Raw genomic sequence first — 16261 nt, forward strand, 5'->3', positions numbered from 1 at the left:
CTATGCTGCGCGCCTGCCGACCGATCCCACTGCGATGAAGCTCGCCATCCTGTCCCGCAACACCCGGCTGTACTCCACCCGTCGGCTGGTCGAGGCCGCACGTGCGCGCGGCCACACCGTGCGCATCCTCGATCCCCTGCGCTGCTACATGCGCATCGCCGCGGACGGCTTTTCCATGCACTACAAGGGCCGGCCGATGACTGGCGTGGACGCGGTCATTCCGCGCATCGGTGCTTCGGTCACCCGCTATGGCACCGCCGTGCTGCGCCAGTTCGAATTGATGGGCGCGCGCACGCCCAATCCATCCGACGCGATCCTGCGCTCGCGCGACAAGCTGCGGGCACACCAGCTGCTGGCCGCCAAGGGCATCGACATGCCGGTCACTGTTTTTGGCGACAACCCGGACGACACCGTCGACCTGTTGTCCATGCTCGGCCCGCCGCCGCATGTGGTGAAGCTCAATGAAGGCACCCAGGGCCGTGGCGTGATCCTCACCGAGAAGGCCAGCGCGTCGCGCGGCATCGTCGAAGCCCTGCGTGGGCTGTATGCCAACTTCCTGATGCAGGAGTTCATCGGCGAGGCCAAGGGCGCCGACCTGCGCTGCTTCGTGGTCGGCGATCAGGTGGTGGCGTCGATGCAGCGCCAGGCTCCGGAAGGGGATTTCCGCTCGAACCTGCATGCCGGCGGTACCGCGGTGGCGTCCAAGGCCAGCCGGGCCGAGCAGCAGGTGGCGGTGCGTTCGGCCAAGGCGCTGGGGCTGGGGGTATGCGGGGTGGACCTGATCCGCTCCGAGCGCGGCCCGCTGGTGTTGGAGGTGAACTCCACTCCCGGCCTGGAAGGGATCGAGGCGGCCTGCGGGGTGGATGTCGCCGCACGCATCATCGAGCATGTCGAGAAAATCAAAAAATCCTGATATTTCAATGATTTGAAATTTAGTTCAGGCGGGATTGGCGGGTTTAACACCGCTTTAATCGCCCCGGGCGTAGCCTTCAACGAACCGCAGCTCTGCCTCTCAGCAGGATCGGTATCGGGATACAACTTCAGGCCCAGGCGGGTGCACCGCCTGGGTCTTTTTTATGCCCAGTGTCCCCCTGCCAAGGGGCCCTTGTGGGCACGTGGGGACACTCGTAGAGTTGGGCCTTCGTTCCGAAGGATCGGGAGGTTGGCGATGTACCGCACCACGATGATCGTGCTGTTGTTGTGCCTGCCTGGCGTTGCACTGGCCAAGCCGGAAAAGGCGGCTGTGCAGATGGACCGCCAGAGCCCGGTGGCCGAGCAGGTCCGCCAGGTCGAAAAAGCCCTGCAGCAGGGCGATTACAACGAAATCTCCTCCGAGGACCGCAGCCAGGTCCAGCAGGCACTGGCGCGGATCACCCAACGGATGGGCGACCGGCAGACTGTCCAGGAGCTGCCGCCGCAGGTGCAGAATGACGTCTTCAACGATCAGGAGCGGGTCAACAGCATCCTGACGCGCGCCCACGACGACAGTCGCCAGATCTGCTCATACCAGCGCACCACGGGCAGCAACATGCCCAAGAGCCGCTGCATGACCGTGGCCGAACGCCGCCGTATCGAAGAGAGGGGCAAGGCCCTGCTCAACGACCAGCGCACCTACAGCAACGTGAACCCGGATTCCAAGCTGTAAGGCTACCTGCACCCTGCCGGCCAGCACTTGCTGGCAGAGCGTGCATCCGCATACAGTCGGCGTTCACCTCAGACAGGGATTCGTTTGTATGAAGCATCCAGTGATATCGGCCGTTCTGGTTTCGGCATTGGCCCTGGTCGCTGCCTCGGCAGGGGCCAAGAGTGCCGAAGAGGTCTTCCTGCCGGGCAAGCCGCTGCTGCAGCAGGTTGAGCGCATCGAGATCGAGCTCAACGATGGCGAAACCTATTCCGAGCTGCGCCAGGAAGAGCGCGGCAAGGTCCGCGAGACCCTGGTTCGCATCCGTAGCGCTGCCGAGCAGTATCCGACCAAGGACGCGATGCCTGAATCGGTACGAACTGAGGTCTTCAACGATCAGCAGGTCGTGAACACCGTTTTGACACAGGCGCGTGAAGATAGTCGTCTAATATGCCGACGTGAGAAGACCATTGGCTCCAACATGTCGTCCACGCAATGCATGACCGTCGCCGAGCGTGCTCGGCAGAAGGACAAGGCACAGCGCGACATGGGCCAGGCCCAGCGCGTCGGTAAATTCGTCAATTAGAGGTGACAGTGAGAATCCTGGTAATCGAAGACAACAGCGACATTGCGGCCAATCTGGGTGACTACCTGGAGGACCGGGGCCACACCGTGGACTTCGCTGCCGACGGAGTGACCGGATTGCATCTGGCTGTCGTGCATGAGTTCGACGCGATTGTCCTGGATCTCAACCTGCCCGGCATGGACGGTATCGAGGTCTGCCGCAAGCTTCGCAACGAAGCGCGCAAGCAGACCCCGGTGCTGATGTTGACCGCGCGCGATTCGCTGGACAACAAGCTGGCCGGCTTCGATTCCGGTGCTGACGACTACCTGATCAAGCCGTTCGCGCTGCAGGAAGTCGAAGTGCGTCTGAACGCCCTGTCGCGTCGCGGCAAGGGCGTGCAGACCCGCGTGCTGGAAACCGGTGATCTGGAATACAACCTGGATACGCTGGAAGTGCGCCGCCAGGGCAAGCTCCTGCAGCTCAACCCGACCGCACTGAAGATCCTGCAGGCGTTGATGGAAGCGGCCCCGGCCGTGGTCACCCGGCAGGAACTGGAAACCCGTGTCTGGGGCGAAGAGCTGCCGGACTCCGATTCGCTGCGCGTGCACATCCATGGCCTGCGCGCCGTGGTGGACAAGCCCTTTGAAGTGCCGATGATCCAGACCCGCCATGGCATCGGATACCGCATCGCCACGCCGGAAGCCTGATTCGGTGGCAAGCAAGGGGGAGCGCCGGCGCACGCCTTATCGGCGGCGCCTGCGCAGCCGCATCATTGTCTCGTTCGTGTTGTTGGGCTTCTGCCTGACGACACTGTTCGCGTTCGCCACCAACTGGGCCCGCATGCGGGTGGAAAACCAGCTGGTGGAAGACGTGATGAACCGCAATATCAGCGAGTACGTGCGGCGTTACTACGAAAGCCCGGACCGCAACCCCGATCTGCCGGTGCAGCAGATGCGCGCGCGCCTGATCAAGCCGGACAAGTTCGAGGCGCTGCGCGAGGAAGAGCCGGACTGGTACGAGTTCAAGGACGGCCTGTACAACATGGGCGGTGTGGACGAGCGCGGTGAGCGCTATTCCTACAAGCTGGCCGTGCGCAAGACTCCTGATGCCTGGGCGTTCCTGGCCTACGACATGACCGACAGCGTTCGTGGTGGGCAACAGCTCAACCGCGCGCTGTTCCTGTCGGTGCTGGTATTCAGCCTGCTGTCGCTGGTGCTGGGCTGGTGGTCGGCCTCCAAGGTGATGAAGCCGGTCTCGGATCTGGCCGCACGTCTGCGTGCGTATCGTGGCGGTACCAGTGAGCCCGAGCCGTTGGCGCCGCGCTTCCCCGATGACGAAGTGGGGCAGCTGGCGCAGGCGCTGGATGATTATTCCTCGCGGCTGACCGAAGTGGTGCAGCGCGACCGTGAGTTCAATGCGGACGTCAGCCACGAGCTGCGTACGCCGTTGGCGGTGATCCGTGGCGCCACCGAACTGCTGCTGACCCGCCCGGGCCTGGACGAGAAGGTGCTGCAACGCCTGCAGCGCATCCAGCGTGCCGAGCAGCAGTGCAGCGATCTGATCGGCGCGCTGTTGCTGCTGTCGCGCAACGAACGCGGGCAGGGCAGCAGCAATGTGGCGCGTGTGGCCGAACAGCTGCTGGATGCGCATCGCGCGCAGTTGGGTGGCAAGCCGCTGGAACTGCACCTTGATGGCGAGCGCGATCTGGTCATCGATGCCCCCGAAGCGGCGTTGTCGGTGGCGCTGGGCAACCTGATCGGCAATGCGGTGAAGTATTCGCAGGACGGCGAGGTGCGCGTGCATGTGGGCGCCAACGCCGTGTCGGTAACCGACAGCGGGCCCGGCCTGAGCGAGGAAGATGCCGCCAAGCTGTTCCAGCGTGGCTATCGCGGCACCCACGCCGGTCACTCGCAGGGCGGCGGCATCGGCCTGTCGATCGTCAGCCGCCTGTGCGATCTGTACGGCTGGCAGGTAAGCGTGCGCCCGGGCGGCGCCCGCGGCGTGATCGCCACGCTGACGTTCTCGCCGAAGCCGCTGTAACCCATTCTGGCTGCTGCTTTGGTGGGTGCCGACCTTGGTCGGCACGAATCCATCCGTCACCGATGCCGCTTTGGTAGGTGCCGACTTTGGTCGGCACGAATCCTCCGGTCGCCGATGCTGCTCTGGTGGGTGCCGACCTTGGTCGGCACAAATCCATCCGTCGCCAAAATCTCCCACTCGGCGCGATATGTCGCATGCAACGCCAATGCAGCTTTCGCGAAGGCGCGGTGTCTCTGGCCCGGCACGACACCTGCGTGATGCAGTCCGCGCGCTGAGCGTGTCACACCGCACGGTTCCGCAGACGGTTGGCCCACATGGCGTTTTCGCCTCATGACCGCAGTGCATGCAGCTGGCGAAATGGCATGGCTGGGGCCATCGCCCTGGCCGGGATTGGCGTCCTGAAATCGACCCAACAATCAACAAACCTCTGATGCGCCGAAGGCCGTCATGGAAAATGCACCGCGATGCCCTTGCTTTGGCGGGCGGTGCGTGGGGACTTTGAAGAGTCCGCCGGAGTGTTTTGTTGATTGTTGTGATCCGGTACGCCAACCCGCACCGTCCGCCACCCCGCATCCGCGGGTGGCCTTGCCGTCTGCGAGGAGCATTGCCATGTCTGCACGCACCACCTATCCGAACCTGCGCCGCCTGGTCGGCGAATCCGCCGATCAGTTGCCGGCCGACATCGCCGAACGCATCGAAGACGTGCTGGCCGAACCCAGCGACCTGCTACCGGCACTGATGGCGCGCATGGATGGCCGCGACAACGCCGATGGCCAGACCCGGCAGGGGGCAGGTCTCACCCCATCGCAGGCAGTGACCCTGGCCAGCCTGAGCCGCACCCTGGCCGGCCTCAATGCGTTGATCCAGATGCTGCACGCCGCCGAAGCGGCGCGGGTGCAGGGCAGCGCAGGCCAGCAGCTGCCGCCGGACGTGGTGGAAGGACTGTTGTTGGCCACCCGCGAGCTCGCCCGCTACGCCCGCCAGCAGCTGGAGTAGATCCACGCCATGCGTGGATGCTCATCCCCGCACTGCGCGGCTGTTCCATGGGTATCCGATAACGCCGGGCCACGCCCGGCGGTTGTTACCAGATCAGACTGGCCGTCGAGCAAGTACGATGCCCGTCACGCCGCAGGCTCCAATTCGGATCGTGACAGTGTGTCAGTCATCGGCGTGCATGAGCCCGTGCGCAAGCACGAACTCCTGCGCAGTCTCGTCCCCACCTTCAGCGGCCCGCCTGATCCAAGCAAGGGCCTCTGTCCTGGCCTGCTTCACTCCCTTGCCATGGAGCAAAGCAAGGCCGTACTCGTACATCGCCGGGGGATAACCTGCCTCGGCTGCCGATTTGAAGCAGGTGGCCGCGCGCGCAACATCGATTTCCACTGAGTCGCCGAACAGATAGCGCATGCCGAGTTGCAAAATCGCCGGGGCATAGCTCTTCGCGGCTGCGGCACGGAGCTGACGGATGGAGTGCTCCTCAAACACTTCGGACGTTTCGCCGGATATGCTCAGATGGGCGGCGAGAAAATCAGCCTCGCCACTATCCGAGTCCAAATGGGCGCGGACGTGCTCCAATGCGGCCGTGATCTGGCCGTCATTCAATAGTCTTTCAAAGACTGTTGTCATTTGTGTCGGCAGGTTCATGGCGAGCCGGCGGATATCGTAGGCAAAAGGACGGTTGCCCAAGGATTTCCGGGAAACGTCGACACAAGGGCGATGCATGTCGAAGCGTAGATCAAAACGTAGGCCAAAACGTAAGCCCCTTGTCGTACTGTTTGGTCTGGCCCTCGCCGCCTGCTCGGCTTTGAGCGGTTGGGCAGTGCTGCACTATGAAGTCAGCGAACTGTCCGGTCGGTGCCGCGTGTTCTGTGGCGTGGGCACGATGGTCAAGCATCTCTTCGGACCGTTGGCGTATCAATGGGGTGTTGCGATGATCTTCTTTCTTCTCGCAGTCCTGTGTGTGGATCTGGCAATCCGCCGGGGCATTCAAGATCGCTGATTGCCTCGGGGTTGTGAATTGCCCCGGCCGGGGCATCGTCCTGCGCGCGATGCAGATCACCCAAGAGGCGACATCAGCCATGCAGGGTGAAGCCCGCCTTACCCGGCAGCCAACCCCAGATACCGCAGGTGCAAGCGCTCCACCTGCGCCTGCAGGTCATCCGGATGGCCATCATTGACCACCACGTCATCGGCCAGCGCCAGGCGCTGTGCGCGGGTGGCCTGGGCGGCGATCATCTGGTCGGCCAGCGCCGCGTCGATGCCGTCGCGCTGCATCAGTCGAGCGTGCTGTACCGCCTCGGGCGCGTCCACCAGCAGCACCCGGTCCAGCCACGGGTAGGCCTGGCGGCCGCCCACTTCGGTCAACAGCGGGATCGCCGCCAGCGCATAGGGGCTGGCGGCCTGCTCGCACTGCTGCTGCATCAGACGGCGGATGGCCGGGTGGGTGATCGCTTCCAGCGCCGCCCGCTCGGCCGGGTCGGCGAATACATGGGCCCGCAGGCGCGCCCGGTCCAGGCTGCCGTCTGCCTGCAGCATGTCGGCGCCGAAGCGCTCGGCAATCAGGGACAGGGCAGGGCTGCCCACCGTCACCACCGCGCGTGCGGCAAGATCGGCGTCGGCCACGACAATCCCCAGCGCCTCGAAGCGCCGGGTGACCTCACTCTTGCCCGAGGCGATGCCACCGGTCAGGCCCACCACATACTGGCTCATGGGGACTCCCCTCAGCGCAGCCCGCTCATCACCAGATACTGGTTCAGCAGGGGCTCGCCCCACATGAAGAAGAGCCAGCCGGCCAGCGCCAGGTAGGGGCCGAACGGGATCGGCGTCGCTCGGTCACGACCACGGCTATACAGCCAGATCGAGCCGATCAGGGCGCCCAGCACCGACGACATCAGGATGATCGGCAGGATGCCCTTCATGCCGCACCAGGCCCCCAGCGCGGCCAGCAACTTGAAGTCGCCGTGGCCCATGCCTTCCTTGCCGGTCAGCTGCTTGAACAGCCACCACACCGACCACAGCGACAGATAGCCCAGCAGGGCGCCGAGCAGGGCCGGTTTGGCGGGCATGTACAGGTTGTCGATGCTGCCGATCAACCCCAGCCACATCAGCGGCAGGGTCAGTTGATCCGGCAACAACTGGGTGCGCAGGTCGATGCCGGACAGGGCGATCAGGAAGCAGGTCAGCACGATCGCGCCGAAGCCCTGCCAGCCAAAGCCGAACTGCCACACGCAGGCCAGCACCATCACTGCGGTCAGCGCTTCCACCAGCGGGTACTGGATGGAGATCGGCGCCTTGCAGTGGCGGCACTTGCCGCCTTGGATCATCCAGCTGAACAGCGGGATGTTCTCGTACCAGGCCAGCTTGTGCTTGCAGTGCGGGCAGTGCGAAGGCTCCACCACGATGCCCGGCGGGGGCGGCTCGTAGAAGTCCGGCTCCTCCAGAACCTCGCGCGCATCGCGCTTCCACTGCCACTCCAACCGCTTGGGCAGGCGCAGGATGACGACGTTCAGGAAGCTGCCCAGAAGCAGTCCCAGGCCGGCCGCGGCGGGATAGCCGAGGCCGGGATGCTGGTCAAGAAATGCCATGTATGTTTTATCCGACGACGGCGCCGAGCTTGAAGATGGGAAGGTACATGGCAATCACCATGCCGCCAACAATGGTACCAATGAACACCATGATCATCGGTTCCAACAGGCTGCTCAGGGCATCCACCGAATTGTTGACTTCCTGCTCGTAGTACTCGGCCACCTTGAACAGCATGGCATCCAGGGCGCCGGCCTCTTCGCCGATGCCGGTCATCTGGATGACCATGTGCGGGAACAGGTTGGTCTGTTTCATGGAAACGTTGACCGGGTAGCCGACAGACACGTCATCGCGCATCCGCAGCACCGCCTCTTCATACACCGTATTGCCGGTGGCGCCCGCCACGATGCTGAGTGCCTCCACCAGCGGCACGCCCGCCTTGAACGTAACGGCGGTGGTGCGGGCGAAACGGGCAATGGCGCTGTTGTGCATGATCTGGCCGATCACCGGCACCTTCAGCACGAACCGGTCCATGGCGTGCTGCATCTTTGGCGAGCGCTTGTAAGCCATGACCGCGCCGACCGCCGTTCCGATCGCAACAATCAGCATCAACCACCACCACGACACCATGAACCGCGACAGGTTCACCACCAGCATCGTGAAGGCCGGCAGGTCGGCGCCGAAACTCTTGAACACATCCTCGAACTGCGGCACCACGAACACCAGCATGATGCCGCTGACCAGCATGGCCACCACCACCACCATGATCGGGTAGAACAGCGCCTTCTTGATCTTGCCCTTCAGCGCCTCGATGTTCTCTTTGTAGGTGGCCACCGTGTCCAGCACGGTTTCCAGCACGCCGGCGCCTTCGCCGGCCCGCACCAGGTTGCGATAGAGCTCGTCGAACTGCACCGGATGCTTGCTGACCGCCTCATACATCGAGGAGCCGCCCTCGATATCCGTGCGGATGGCGTCCACCATCTTCTTCATGCGCGGGTTCTTGTGCCCGCTGCCGATGATCTCCAGTGCCGACACGATCGGTACGCCGGACTTCATCATCGTGGCCATCTGCCGGCTGAAGAAGGCGATGTCCCGCGGTTTGATCGGTTTTCCGGCAGCACCGAACAACGGCTTCGGCTTCGTCTTCACCGTACCGGGGTTGATTCCCTGGCGACGGAGTTCGGCCCTCAGCAGGTTGGCATTCTTGGCCAACTGCTCGCCCTTCATCTTCACGCCCCGCTTGTCGGTCCCCTCCCAGACAAACGGCTGCAGCTCCATGGTGGCGCGCGCCACCGGTTCTTTCTTGATCGCACTGCGACTGACAGACATGTTGGCTCCCCGGCCCGCCATCCCCAGACGGGCATCCAGTTGCCGATGGTAGCGGGTTCATTGCCGTCTGGGCAGTTGCCGAGCGGGCCGGAATGCAATTTCGTGCCGGCCGCCGACCAAAGGTGACGCACTGCGTCACATTGCCGCGTCCATCGCAGATTCGCATACGGGGGGTTCCCATCCACGAAATTGCTGCCATCATGGGCGCGGGGAAATCCAGGGGGAGGCGTGCCGGGGTTGGCACGCAACCTGCGTTGATCCACCCGCAGGGCACAGGACCCGCTCAACCGGCGACGCCGGCTCGTTACCTGTGCACTGAAATCAACCACCACTATCTTGGGGATGTACCACAATGAAGAACCAGAAGGGCTTCACCCTTATCGAACTGATGATCGTCGTCGCGATCATCGCCATCCTGGCCGCCATTGCACTGCCGGCTTACCAGGACTACACCTCGAAGTCGAAGGTCACCGCTGGGCTGGCCGACCTGGCCTCGCATAAGACTCAGTTCGAGATGGAGAAGAGCGCCGGCCGAGTTCCGAATACCAACAGCGCTGGATTCCAGGGCACCTCCACTGGCAGCTGCTCGACCATCGCTGTCACTGCTACCGGCATGACCTGCACTATCCGTGATCCGGGCCGTATCGGCACTGGTTCCACCATCGCGCTGAATTATGCTGACTCTGATGTTGATGCAAGCGGCGCCGTTACCACTGCAGGCGGGTTCACTTGCGTCACTGCCAACGTTGATGACAAGTTCAAGCCGAAGGGCTGCAGCTGATCGGCCTGTCAAATGGGAGGGCGTAGGGGACTAATCTTCCTAGCCTTGCCGTCGATAGCCACAAGGCCCGCTTATGCGGGCCTTGTGCTAACCGAAGCGTGAAAATCGGGTGCAAACAGCAATGGGGATTGCTGGACAGACAGGGGGAATCATGCACACGCACAAAGGGTTCACGCTCATCGAGCTGACGATCGTGGTGGCCATCATTTCCATCTTGGCGGCGATCACGACGGTGGTATTCCAGCCGTACATTGTGCGCGCCCAACTGACGGCCGCGTTAGCTGATATCACCCCGGGCAAGGGGAAGGTGGAGATCCTGATCAATGATGACCGCCCGGTTAGTTTGGTCACGCCAGAGCTCATCGGCGGCGCGCAGAACGCCCACTGCTCGGTAGTCGAGGCCGAACTCAGCGAATCAGGTGTCGGCCATATCAGCTGCACCCTGAAGGGCCACAGTGCCCTGGAAGGCAAGGACCTGATCCTGCGCCGCTCCGCCGAGGGCATCTGGAGCTGCGACGGCAGCGCCTTTGAAGCACGCTATCGCCCAACGGGCTGCTAATCACATTTCAGCCGGCAATGGGATGTTGGGCGACCCTTGACGGGGCTATCATCCCCGGGGGAGTCAGGATCGAGCCTGCCGGGCCGGCAACGCCGGGCAAGGCAGCGTTGCTCATGGATTGGCGATGCCGCTGGCCGATGCTCGCGGCAGGTTCTGCTGCCCCGTGTGGTGCCCTTGGAAGGCGCACCGCGCTGCCAGACCCATGAGCCAAGGATTTCTATGAACGCCGTTACCACCGCCAATCTCGTCGGCATCACCGGCCTGGCCCGCCGCCTCGTCCAGGACGGCGCGCTGGACGAAGTCGCTGCCCGCGATGCCATGGCCAAGGCGGCCGCCGCTCGCCAGCCCCTGCCGACGTGGTTCGCGCAGAACAAGCTGGTCAGCGCCTCGCAGCTCGCTGCCGCTAACTCACTCGAGTTCGGCATGCCGCTGTTCGACGTATCCACGTTCGACAGCAGCCAGAACGCGATGAGCCTGGTCAGCGAAGAGCTGCTGCGCAAGCACAACGTGCTGCCGCTGTTCAAACGCGGCGGCAAGCTGTTCGTCGGCACCAGCAACCCCACCCATTCTCTGGACGAGATCAAGTTCCACACCAATCTGGTGGTTGAACCGATCCTGGTGGACGAGGACCAGATCCGCCGCACGCTGGAGCAGTGGCACGCCAGCCACGACACGATGGGCGATGCGCTGGGCGGTGACGATGACGGCATGGCCAACCTCGATGTTGGCGGTGGCGACGACGACATGGGCAGCACCGACAGCGGCATCGACGCCAAGGGCGACGATACCCCGGTGGTCAAGTTCGTCAACAAGGTGTTGGTCGATGCCATCCGCAAGGGGGCGTCGGATATCCACTTCGAGCCCTACGAAGACGACTACCGCGTGCGCTTGCGCATCGACGGCCTGCTGAAGATGGTCGCGCGCGCACCGAACAAGCTCAACCAGCGCATCGCTGCGCGCCTGAAGGTGATGGCGCAGCTGGATATCGCGGAAAAGCGCGTGCCGCAGGATGGGCGCATCAAGCTCAACCTGTCCAAGACCCGACAGATCGACTTCCGCGTCAGTACGCTGCCCACCCTGTTCGGCGAGAAGGTGGTGCTGCGTATCCTCGATGGCAGCGCGGCCAAGCTGGGCATCGACAAGCTGGGTTACGAGCCGGACCAGCAGAAGCTGTTCCTGGACGCCATCCACAAGCCGTACGGCATGGTGCTGGTAACCGGCCCGACCGGTTCGGGCAAGACGGTGTCGCTGTATACCGCGCTGGGCATCCTCAATGATGAGACCCGCAACATTTCCACCGCCGAAGATCCGGTGGAAATCCGCCTGCCCGGCGTCAACCAGGTGCAGCAGAACAACAAGCGCGGCATGACCTTCGCCGCCGCCCTGCGCTCGTTCCTGCGACAGGATCCGGACATCATCATGGTCGGCGAAATCCGCGACCTGGAAACCGCCGAGATCGCGATCAAGGCGGCGCAGACCGGCCACATGGTGCTGTCCACGCTGCATACCAACGACGCGCCGCAGACCATCGCGCGCCTGATGAACATGGGTATCGCGCCGTACAACATCACCAGCTCGGTGACGCTGGTGATCGCCCAGCGCCTGGCGCGCCGCCTGTGTTCGAACTGCAAGCGCCCGGCCAATCTGCCGGAGCATGCGCTGCTCGCCGAGGGCTTCACCCAGGCGCAGCTGGACGCGGGCATCGAGCTGTATGAGGCGGTGGGTTGCGATGAATGCACCGAGGGCTACAAGGGGCGTACCGGTCTCTACCAGGTGATGCCGATGACCGACGAGATCGCGTCCATCGTGCTGGCGGGCGGCAACGCGCTGCAGATTGCCGAGGCTGCGCAGGCGATCGGCGTGAATGACCTGCGGCAGTCAGCGCTGAAGAAGGCGGCTGCGGGTGTGACCAGCCTGGCCGAAATCAACCGCGTCACCAAGGATTGATCCCTGCAGGGCAAGAGCCCTGCAGGGACACCTCGGCAGAGGTCAGGGGCGCGGCGGGCAACCGTAGGCCAGTACACCGTCGCGGTTGCACAGATTCTGCAACCGTGCGGGGTCGAATGAGCCGTTGTTGAGATAGGTCGAGCCGTTGTTGCGTCGGCAGGGAATCTGCATCTGGCATCGGCCGGCAACCACTTCCACGCTGTTCACCATGCAGGTGAGGTAGGCCTCGGACCGCGCGAAGTTTTCCTGGCACACCAGCGGGGTCGTCTGGGCACTTGCATCGGTGCTGTGCAGGAGGCTGATGCCAGCCAGAAGAGCGAGAGCGAACAGTGGTTTCATGACGTGTACTCCTTGGATTGGAAGGAGGACACAGGGTGCACGTGCGAGCTCACGGATCACTTCGGAATGGTTGCAATAGCAGCTGCTCGCGATCAAAAACAGGCGCTGGTCGCGAACAGACTGTGACCTTCGTTGCGGCAAACCCCAATCATGCGCTGCCCGCATCGCGGGCCTCGAGGCCGCGCGGGGCATTTGCGACTGCTCGCCTCCGGCGTGCCCTGCACGTTATCGGTCAGCGCTGGCAGCGCCAGCGATGCATCCGCGCCGCGTATGGGCCTTACTCCATCCCCAGCTTCTTCAGCTTGTAACGCAGCGCGCGGAAGGTGATGCCCAGCTGCGCGGCGGTACGGGTCTTGTTCCAGCGGTTTTCTTCCAGCGCGCGCTGGATGGCACTGCGCTCGAGCTGCTCGATGTACGAGGGCAGGGCGGCGCTGCCCGGGTGCAGGTCGACCACGGCTTCGGCATGCGCAGCGCTGCCCGGTGAACGCGGCGCGTGCTGCGGCAGGCGCAGGTCGTCGGCGCCGATACGGTCTTCCTCGGCCAGCGCCAGTGCGCGTTCCAGGATGTTCTCCAGCTCGCGCACATTGCCCGGGAAGCTGTACTGTGCAAGCGCGTCCAGCGCCGAGGGCGCCAGCAGCGGGGTGGCGCGGCCGTGGCTGCGGGCCAGCCGCGCCAGGATCGAGGCGGCCAGCGCCGGCAGATCCTGGCGGCGCTCGCGCAGCGGCGGCACGCGTAGTTCGATCACGTTGATGCGGTAGTACAGGTCGTGGCGGAAACGCCCGTCCTCGACCAGCTCGGCCAGATCCTTGTGGGTGGCCGAGAGGATGCGCACGTCCACCGGTTCTTCGCTGGGCGCGCCAACCGCGCGCACCGATTTTTCCTGGATCGCGCGCAGCAGCTTCACCTGCATCTGCAGCGGCAGCTCGGCCACTTCATCCAGGAACAAAGTGCCGCCGTGCGCGGCCTGGAACAGTCCCGGCTTGTCGGCGTGGGCGCCGGTGAAGCTGCCCTTGCGGTGGCCGAAGAACTCGCTCTCCATCAATTCGGTGGGGATGGCGCCACAGTTGACCGGTACGAACGGCCCGGCTGCACGTGCGCCCTGCGCATGGATGGTGCGCGCGACCAGTTCCTTGCCCACGCCGGATTCGCCGAGGATGTAGACCGGTGCCTGGCTGCGCGCGACCTTGCCGATGGTGGCACGCAGCACGTCCATGGCCGGCGATTCGCCGAGCAGGCGCGCGGCCTGTTCTACGGCGGGGCCGGTAGCGGGGCGTTCGCTGTTGTTGAGTTCCAGCGCATGCTTGACCAGGCCGCGCAGCACGGTGATGTCCACCGGCTTGCTGACGAAATCGAACGCGCCCGCCTTCAGTGCCTCCACTGCCAGGTCCATGCTGCCGAAGGCGGTGATCATCGCTACCGGCGTGCGCGGATAGTGCTGGGCGATCTCGCTGACCAGTTCGATGCCGTTGCCGTCGGGCAGGCGCATGTCGGTGATGCACAGGTCATAGGGATTGCTGGCCAGCAGTTCGCGGGCTTCGGCGAGGTTGGCGGCGGTGCTGATGCGCAGGCCCATGCGGCCGAGGGTCAACACCAGCAGTTCGCGGATATCGCGTTCATCGTCGACGACGAGGGCGCTGCGGGTTTCGTTCATGGGTGGGAAAGATAGCCGAGGGGGTGGGATGCGACAAATGTTTGACGCACGAAATCAGTCCGGAAACAGGGTGTGCGGGCCAGGCAGAACCAGGCGGAAGCAGGAGCCACCGGCGGGGACGGGGATGTAATCCAGTCGTGCCTGGTTGGCGCGGCACAGCTCGCGGGCGATATACAGGCCCAGGCCGGTGCCGTGCTCGGAAGTGGTGAAGAAGGGGCGGAACAGCTGCGCGGCGACGGTCTCGGGAATGCCCGGGCCGCGATCCATCACGTCGATCACCGCACTGCGTTCGTGCTGGGCCACACGCAGCCGCACGCGCGCGGGCTGCTCGCCGATGCGACCGTACTTCAGGGCGTTGTGCACCAGCACGGTCAGCACCTGGTACAGGTGGCGCGGGTCGACCTGGGCCGGCACCGAGGTGTCGTTGATGATCGGTTCGATGCTGTCGGTTTCCAGCGTCTGCCCCTGCTTGTACTCCAGCACGAAGCGGCGCACGAAGGCCGCGAGATCGACGTTTTCCGGATTGGCGCGTTCGCGCCGGGCCAGGCCCAGCACGCTTTCAACGATGCCGTTGGTGCGTTGGCACTGCTGGTGGATGATCTGCAGCAGGCGGCGGTCGCTGTCGTTGAAGCCGGTGCCTTCTTCCAGCAGCTGCACAGCGTAGTTGATGGCCGCCAGCGGGTTGCGGATCTCGTGGGCAAGGCTGGCCGAGAAGCGCCCCATCGCCGACAGGGTGAGCGATTCGGCGCGGCGCGAGACCACGCTGGAGTCATCCAGGAATACCAGCACCAGGTCGCTGCCGGCCAGCAGGCGGGCAAAGCGCGGTTGTACTTCCGGCTGGTCGGGGTTGAGCTGCAGCGGCATTTCGTCCTGCGCCCAGCCGTTGCGCCAGCGTTGCAGGCGGCGGGCAAGTTCGGGGGCGACGCTGGCCAGGTCGAGGCGGCCGGAATCACTGTTGCCGTCGTTGTCGCCGAGCAGGATCGAGGCGGCCTCGTTGGCCAGGGTAATGCGGTTGTCGGCGTCCACCACGACCACGCCGGTACGCATGCGGCGGATGATCAGTTCGTTGATCTGGAACAGGTTGGCCACTTCGTCGCCACGCTGGTTGGCCAGCTGCTGGTTGCGGCGGGCGCGGTTGCCGACCTGGTAGCTGATGAAGGCCAGCGCCAGATAACTGGTGGCGAACATCGCCAGCTCGGCCAGGGTGCGGGTGGGATCGCCGCCTTCCAGCACCTTCCACAGGTACTCGGCGGCGGTGGCGACGCTGGCGGCCAGCGCCAGCACCAGGCCCCAGCTGAGCGGCAGCAGGGTGGCAGCGGCCGCGATGTTGAACAGCAGCGACATCGAGATGCCGGCGCTGGCACCGGGCAGGGCGTGCGCCAGCAGGCTGGCGGCGACGATGTCCAGCAGCACGCCGCCGACCACGATCTGCCGCAGCCAGCGTTCGTTGCGGCCGATCACCAGCCACAACAGGGACAGCAGCAGGTAAGCCGCGCCTACGCTGTTGGCCAGGCGAGGGTGGTGGGCTTCGCCGACCATGGCCGACAACGGGCTGTACAGCAGGGCGGCGATGACCGAGGCGATCAGCACCCGGTACAGGGCGAAGAAATACAGCTCGCGCCGCGGTATCGATTCGATGCGGTCGATCAATGAAGCACTGGGTGACACGCCGGAACTCCCCTTCTGGCTGCCTGGAACTGGATCATGCCGGCGGTGGGCCGAACCTTCCCGACGTCCCCCGATCGTCGGATCTGCTCGCTGCCCGGTTGCCGGCACCGTGGGCTCGAATTTACGGGGCCAGTATAGGGCGCCTGCACCGGGCTGGGCTGCGCAATCGGCCGGGGCCGGCACGGGGGCTCTGGTCCAGGCCGTGCCGCAACTGCCTGAATGACCATGGAAATCTGGCCGGG

General features: G+C 64.5%; 17 protein-coding genes. 10 read left to right on the plus strand and 7 right to left on the minus strand.

The window, feature by feature from the left end:
* Positions 1 to 34: 34 nt before the first annotated feature.
* From rimK to CR919_RS16145, 6 genes are all read left to right on the plus strand, one after another.
* Complete coding sequence (gene rimK / locus CR919_RS16120; RefSeq protein ID WP_025874283.1) at positions 35 to 913, plus strand: 30S ribosomal protein S6--L-glutamate ligase; 879 nt, start codon at positions 35 to 37, stop codon at positions 911 to 913.
* A 255-nt stretch (positions 914 to 1168) separates the two neighbouring features.
* Positions 1169 to 1645: a hypothetical protein gene (locus CR919_RS16125; protein ID WP_099820866.1), complete on the plus strand. Its 477-nt coding sequence runs from the start codon at positions 1169 to 1171 to the stop codon at positions 1643 to 1645.
* Between the two features lie 88 nt (positions 1646 to 1733).
* On the plus strand, positions 1734 to 2207 hold the full coding sequence (locus tag CR919_RS16130) for a hypothetical protein (protein ID WP_099820867.1): 474 nt from the start codon (positions 1734 to 1736) through the stop codon (positions 2205 to 2207).
* Between the two features lie 8 nt (positions 2208 to 2215).
* Positions 2216 to 2893: a response regulator transcription factor gene (locus tag CR919_RS16135; RefSeq protein ID WP_025874286.1), complete on the plus strand. Its 678-nt coding sequence runs from the start codon at positions 2216 to 2218 to the stop codon at positions 2891 to 2893.
* Entirely contained in the window at positions 2856 to 4226 is a 1371-nt protein-coding gene (locus CR919_RS16140) for a HAMP domain-containing sensor histidine kinase (protein ID WP_088101008.1), read from the plus strand. The genes CR919_RS16135 and CR919_RS16140 overlap by 38 nt, the downstream gene beginning before the upstream one ends.
* A 609-nt stretch (positions 4227 to 4835) precedes the next feature.
* A complete protein-coding gene (locus CR919_RS16145) occupies positions 4836 to 5222 on the plus strand; it encodes a hypothetical protein (RefSeq protein ID WP_099820868.1) in 387 nt (128 codons plus the stop codon).
* A 162-nt stretch (positions 5223 to 5384) separates the two neighbouring features.
* Here CR919_RS16145 and CR919_RS21090 read toward each other — a convergent pair whose 3' ends face one another.
* Positions 5385 to 5909, minus strand: a complete 525-nt coding sequence (locus tag CR919_RS21090) for a tetratricopeptide repeat protein (protein ID WP_165787279.1) — start codon at positions 5907 to 5909, stop codon at positions 5385 to 5387.
* Between the two features lie 34 nt (positions 5910 to 5943).
* Here CR919_RS21090 and CR919_RS21095 point away from each other — a divergent pair, with 34 nt between their 5' ends.
* Entirely contained in the window at positions 5944 to 6222 is a 279-nt protein-coding gene (locus CR919_RS21095; protein ID WP_133119628.1) for a hypothetical protein, read from the plus strand.
* A 98-nt stretch (positions 6223 to 6320) separates the two neighbouring features.
* Here the strand turns inward: CR919_RS21095 and coaE are convergent, their stop codons facing one another.
* From coaE to CR919_RS16170, 3 genes are read right to left on the minus strand one after another with little or no spacing between them, the layout of a single operon-like run.
* The gene (coaE, locus tag CR919_RS16160; RefSeq protein ID WP_099820871.1) at positions 6321 to 6932 is read right to left on the minus strand and encodes a dephospho-CoA kinase; all 612 of its coding nucleotides are present in this window, start codon (positions 6930 to 6932) and stop codon (positions 6321 to 6323) included.
* 11 nt (positions 6933 to 6943) lie between these two features.
* Entirely contained in the window at positions 6944 to 7807 is an 864-nt protein-coding gene (locus tag CR919_RS16165; protein ID WP_025874291.1) for an A24 family peptidase, read from the minus strand.
* 7 nt (positions 7808 to 7814) lie between these two features.
* Positions 7815 to 9074, minus strand: coding sequence for a type II secretion system F family protein (locus CR919_RS16170; protein ID WP_099785202.1), 1260 nt, complete (start codon positions 9072 to 9074; stop codon positions 7815 to 7817).
* 352 nt (positions 9075 to 9426) lie between these two features.
* Between CR919_RS16170 and CR919_RS16175 the strand changes: the two genes are divergently transcribed.
* The 3 genes from CR919_RS16175 (at position 9427) to pilB (ending at position 12361) form a co-directional block, all read left to right on the plus strand.
* Positions 9427 to 9855 (plus strand): pilin, encoded by a 429-nt coding sequence (locus CR919_RS16175; protein ID WP_099785200.1) that lies wholly within the window; start codon positions 9427 to 9429, stop codon positions 9853 to 9855.
* A gap of 151 nt (positions 9856 to 10006) precedes the next feature.
* Positions 10007 to 10414, plus strand: coding sequence for a pilin (locus CR919_RS16180; protein WP_099785198.1), 408 nt, complete (start codon positions 10007 to 10009; stop codon positions 10412 to 10414).
* Between the two features lie 219 nt (positions 10415 to 10633).
* Entirely contained in the window at positions 10634 to 12361 is a 1728-nt protein-coding gene (pilB, locus tag CR919_RS16185) for a type IV-A pilus assembly ATPase PilB (RefSeq protein ID WP_099820872.1), read from the plus strand.
* A gap of 42 nt (positions 12362 to 12403) precedes the next feature.
* On the opposite strand, the gene CR919_RS16190 is transcribed toward pilB, so the two are convergent.
* The 3 genes from CR919_RS16190 to CR919_RS16200 form a co-directional block, all read right to left on the minus strand.
* Positions 12404 to 12700 (minus strand): hypothetical protein, encoded by a 297-nt coding sequence (locus tag CR919_RS16190; protein ID WP_099820873.1) that lies wholly within the window; start codon positions 12698 to 12700, stop codon positions 12404 to 12406.
* A gap of 277 nt (positions 12701 to 12977) precedes the next feature.
* Positions 12978 to 14351, minus strand: coding sequence for a sigma-54 dependent transcriptional regulator (locus tag CR919_RS16195; RefSeq protein ID WP_099820874.1), 1374 nt, complete (start codon positions 14349 to 14351; stop codon positions 12978 to 12980).
* 54 nt (positions 14352 to 14405) lie between these two features.
* Positions 14406 to 16019, minus strand: coding sequence for an ATP-binding protein (locus CR919_RS16200; RefSeq protein WP_099820875.1), 1614 nt, complete (start codon positions 16017 to 16019; stop codon positions 14406 to 14408).
* Between the last annotated feature and the right edge of the window lie 242 nt (positions 16020 to 16261).

The organism is Stenotrophomonas sp. LMG 10879, from assembly GCF_002750935.1.
In the GTDB taxonomy this organism is placed as follows: domain Bacteria; phylum Pseudomonadota; class Gammaproteobacteria; order Xanthomonadales; family Xanthomonadaceae; genus Stenotrophomonas; species Stenotrophomonas lactitubi_B.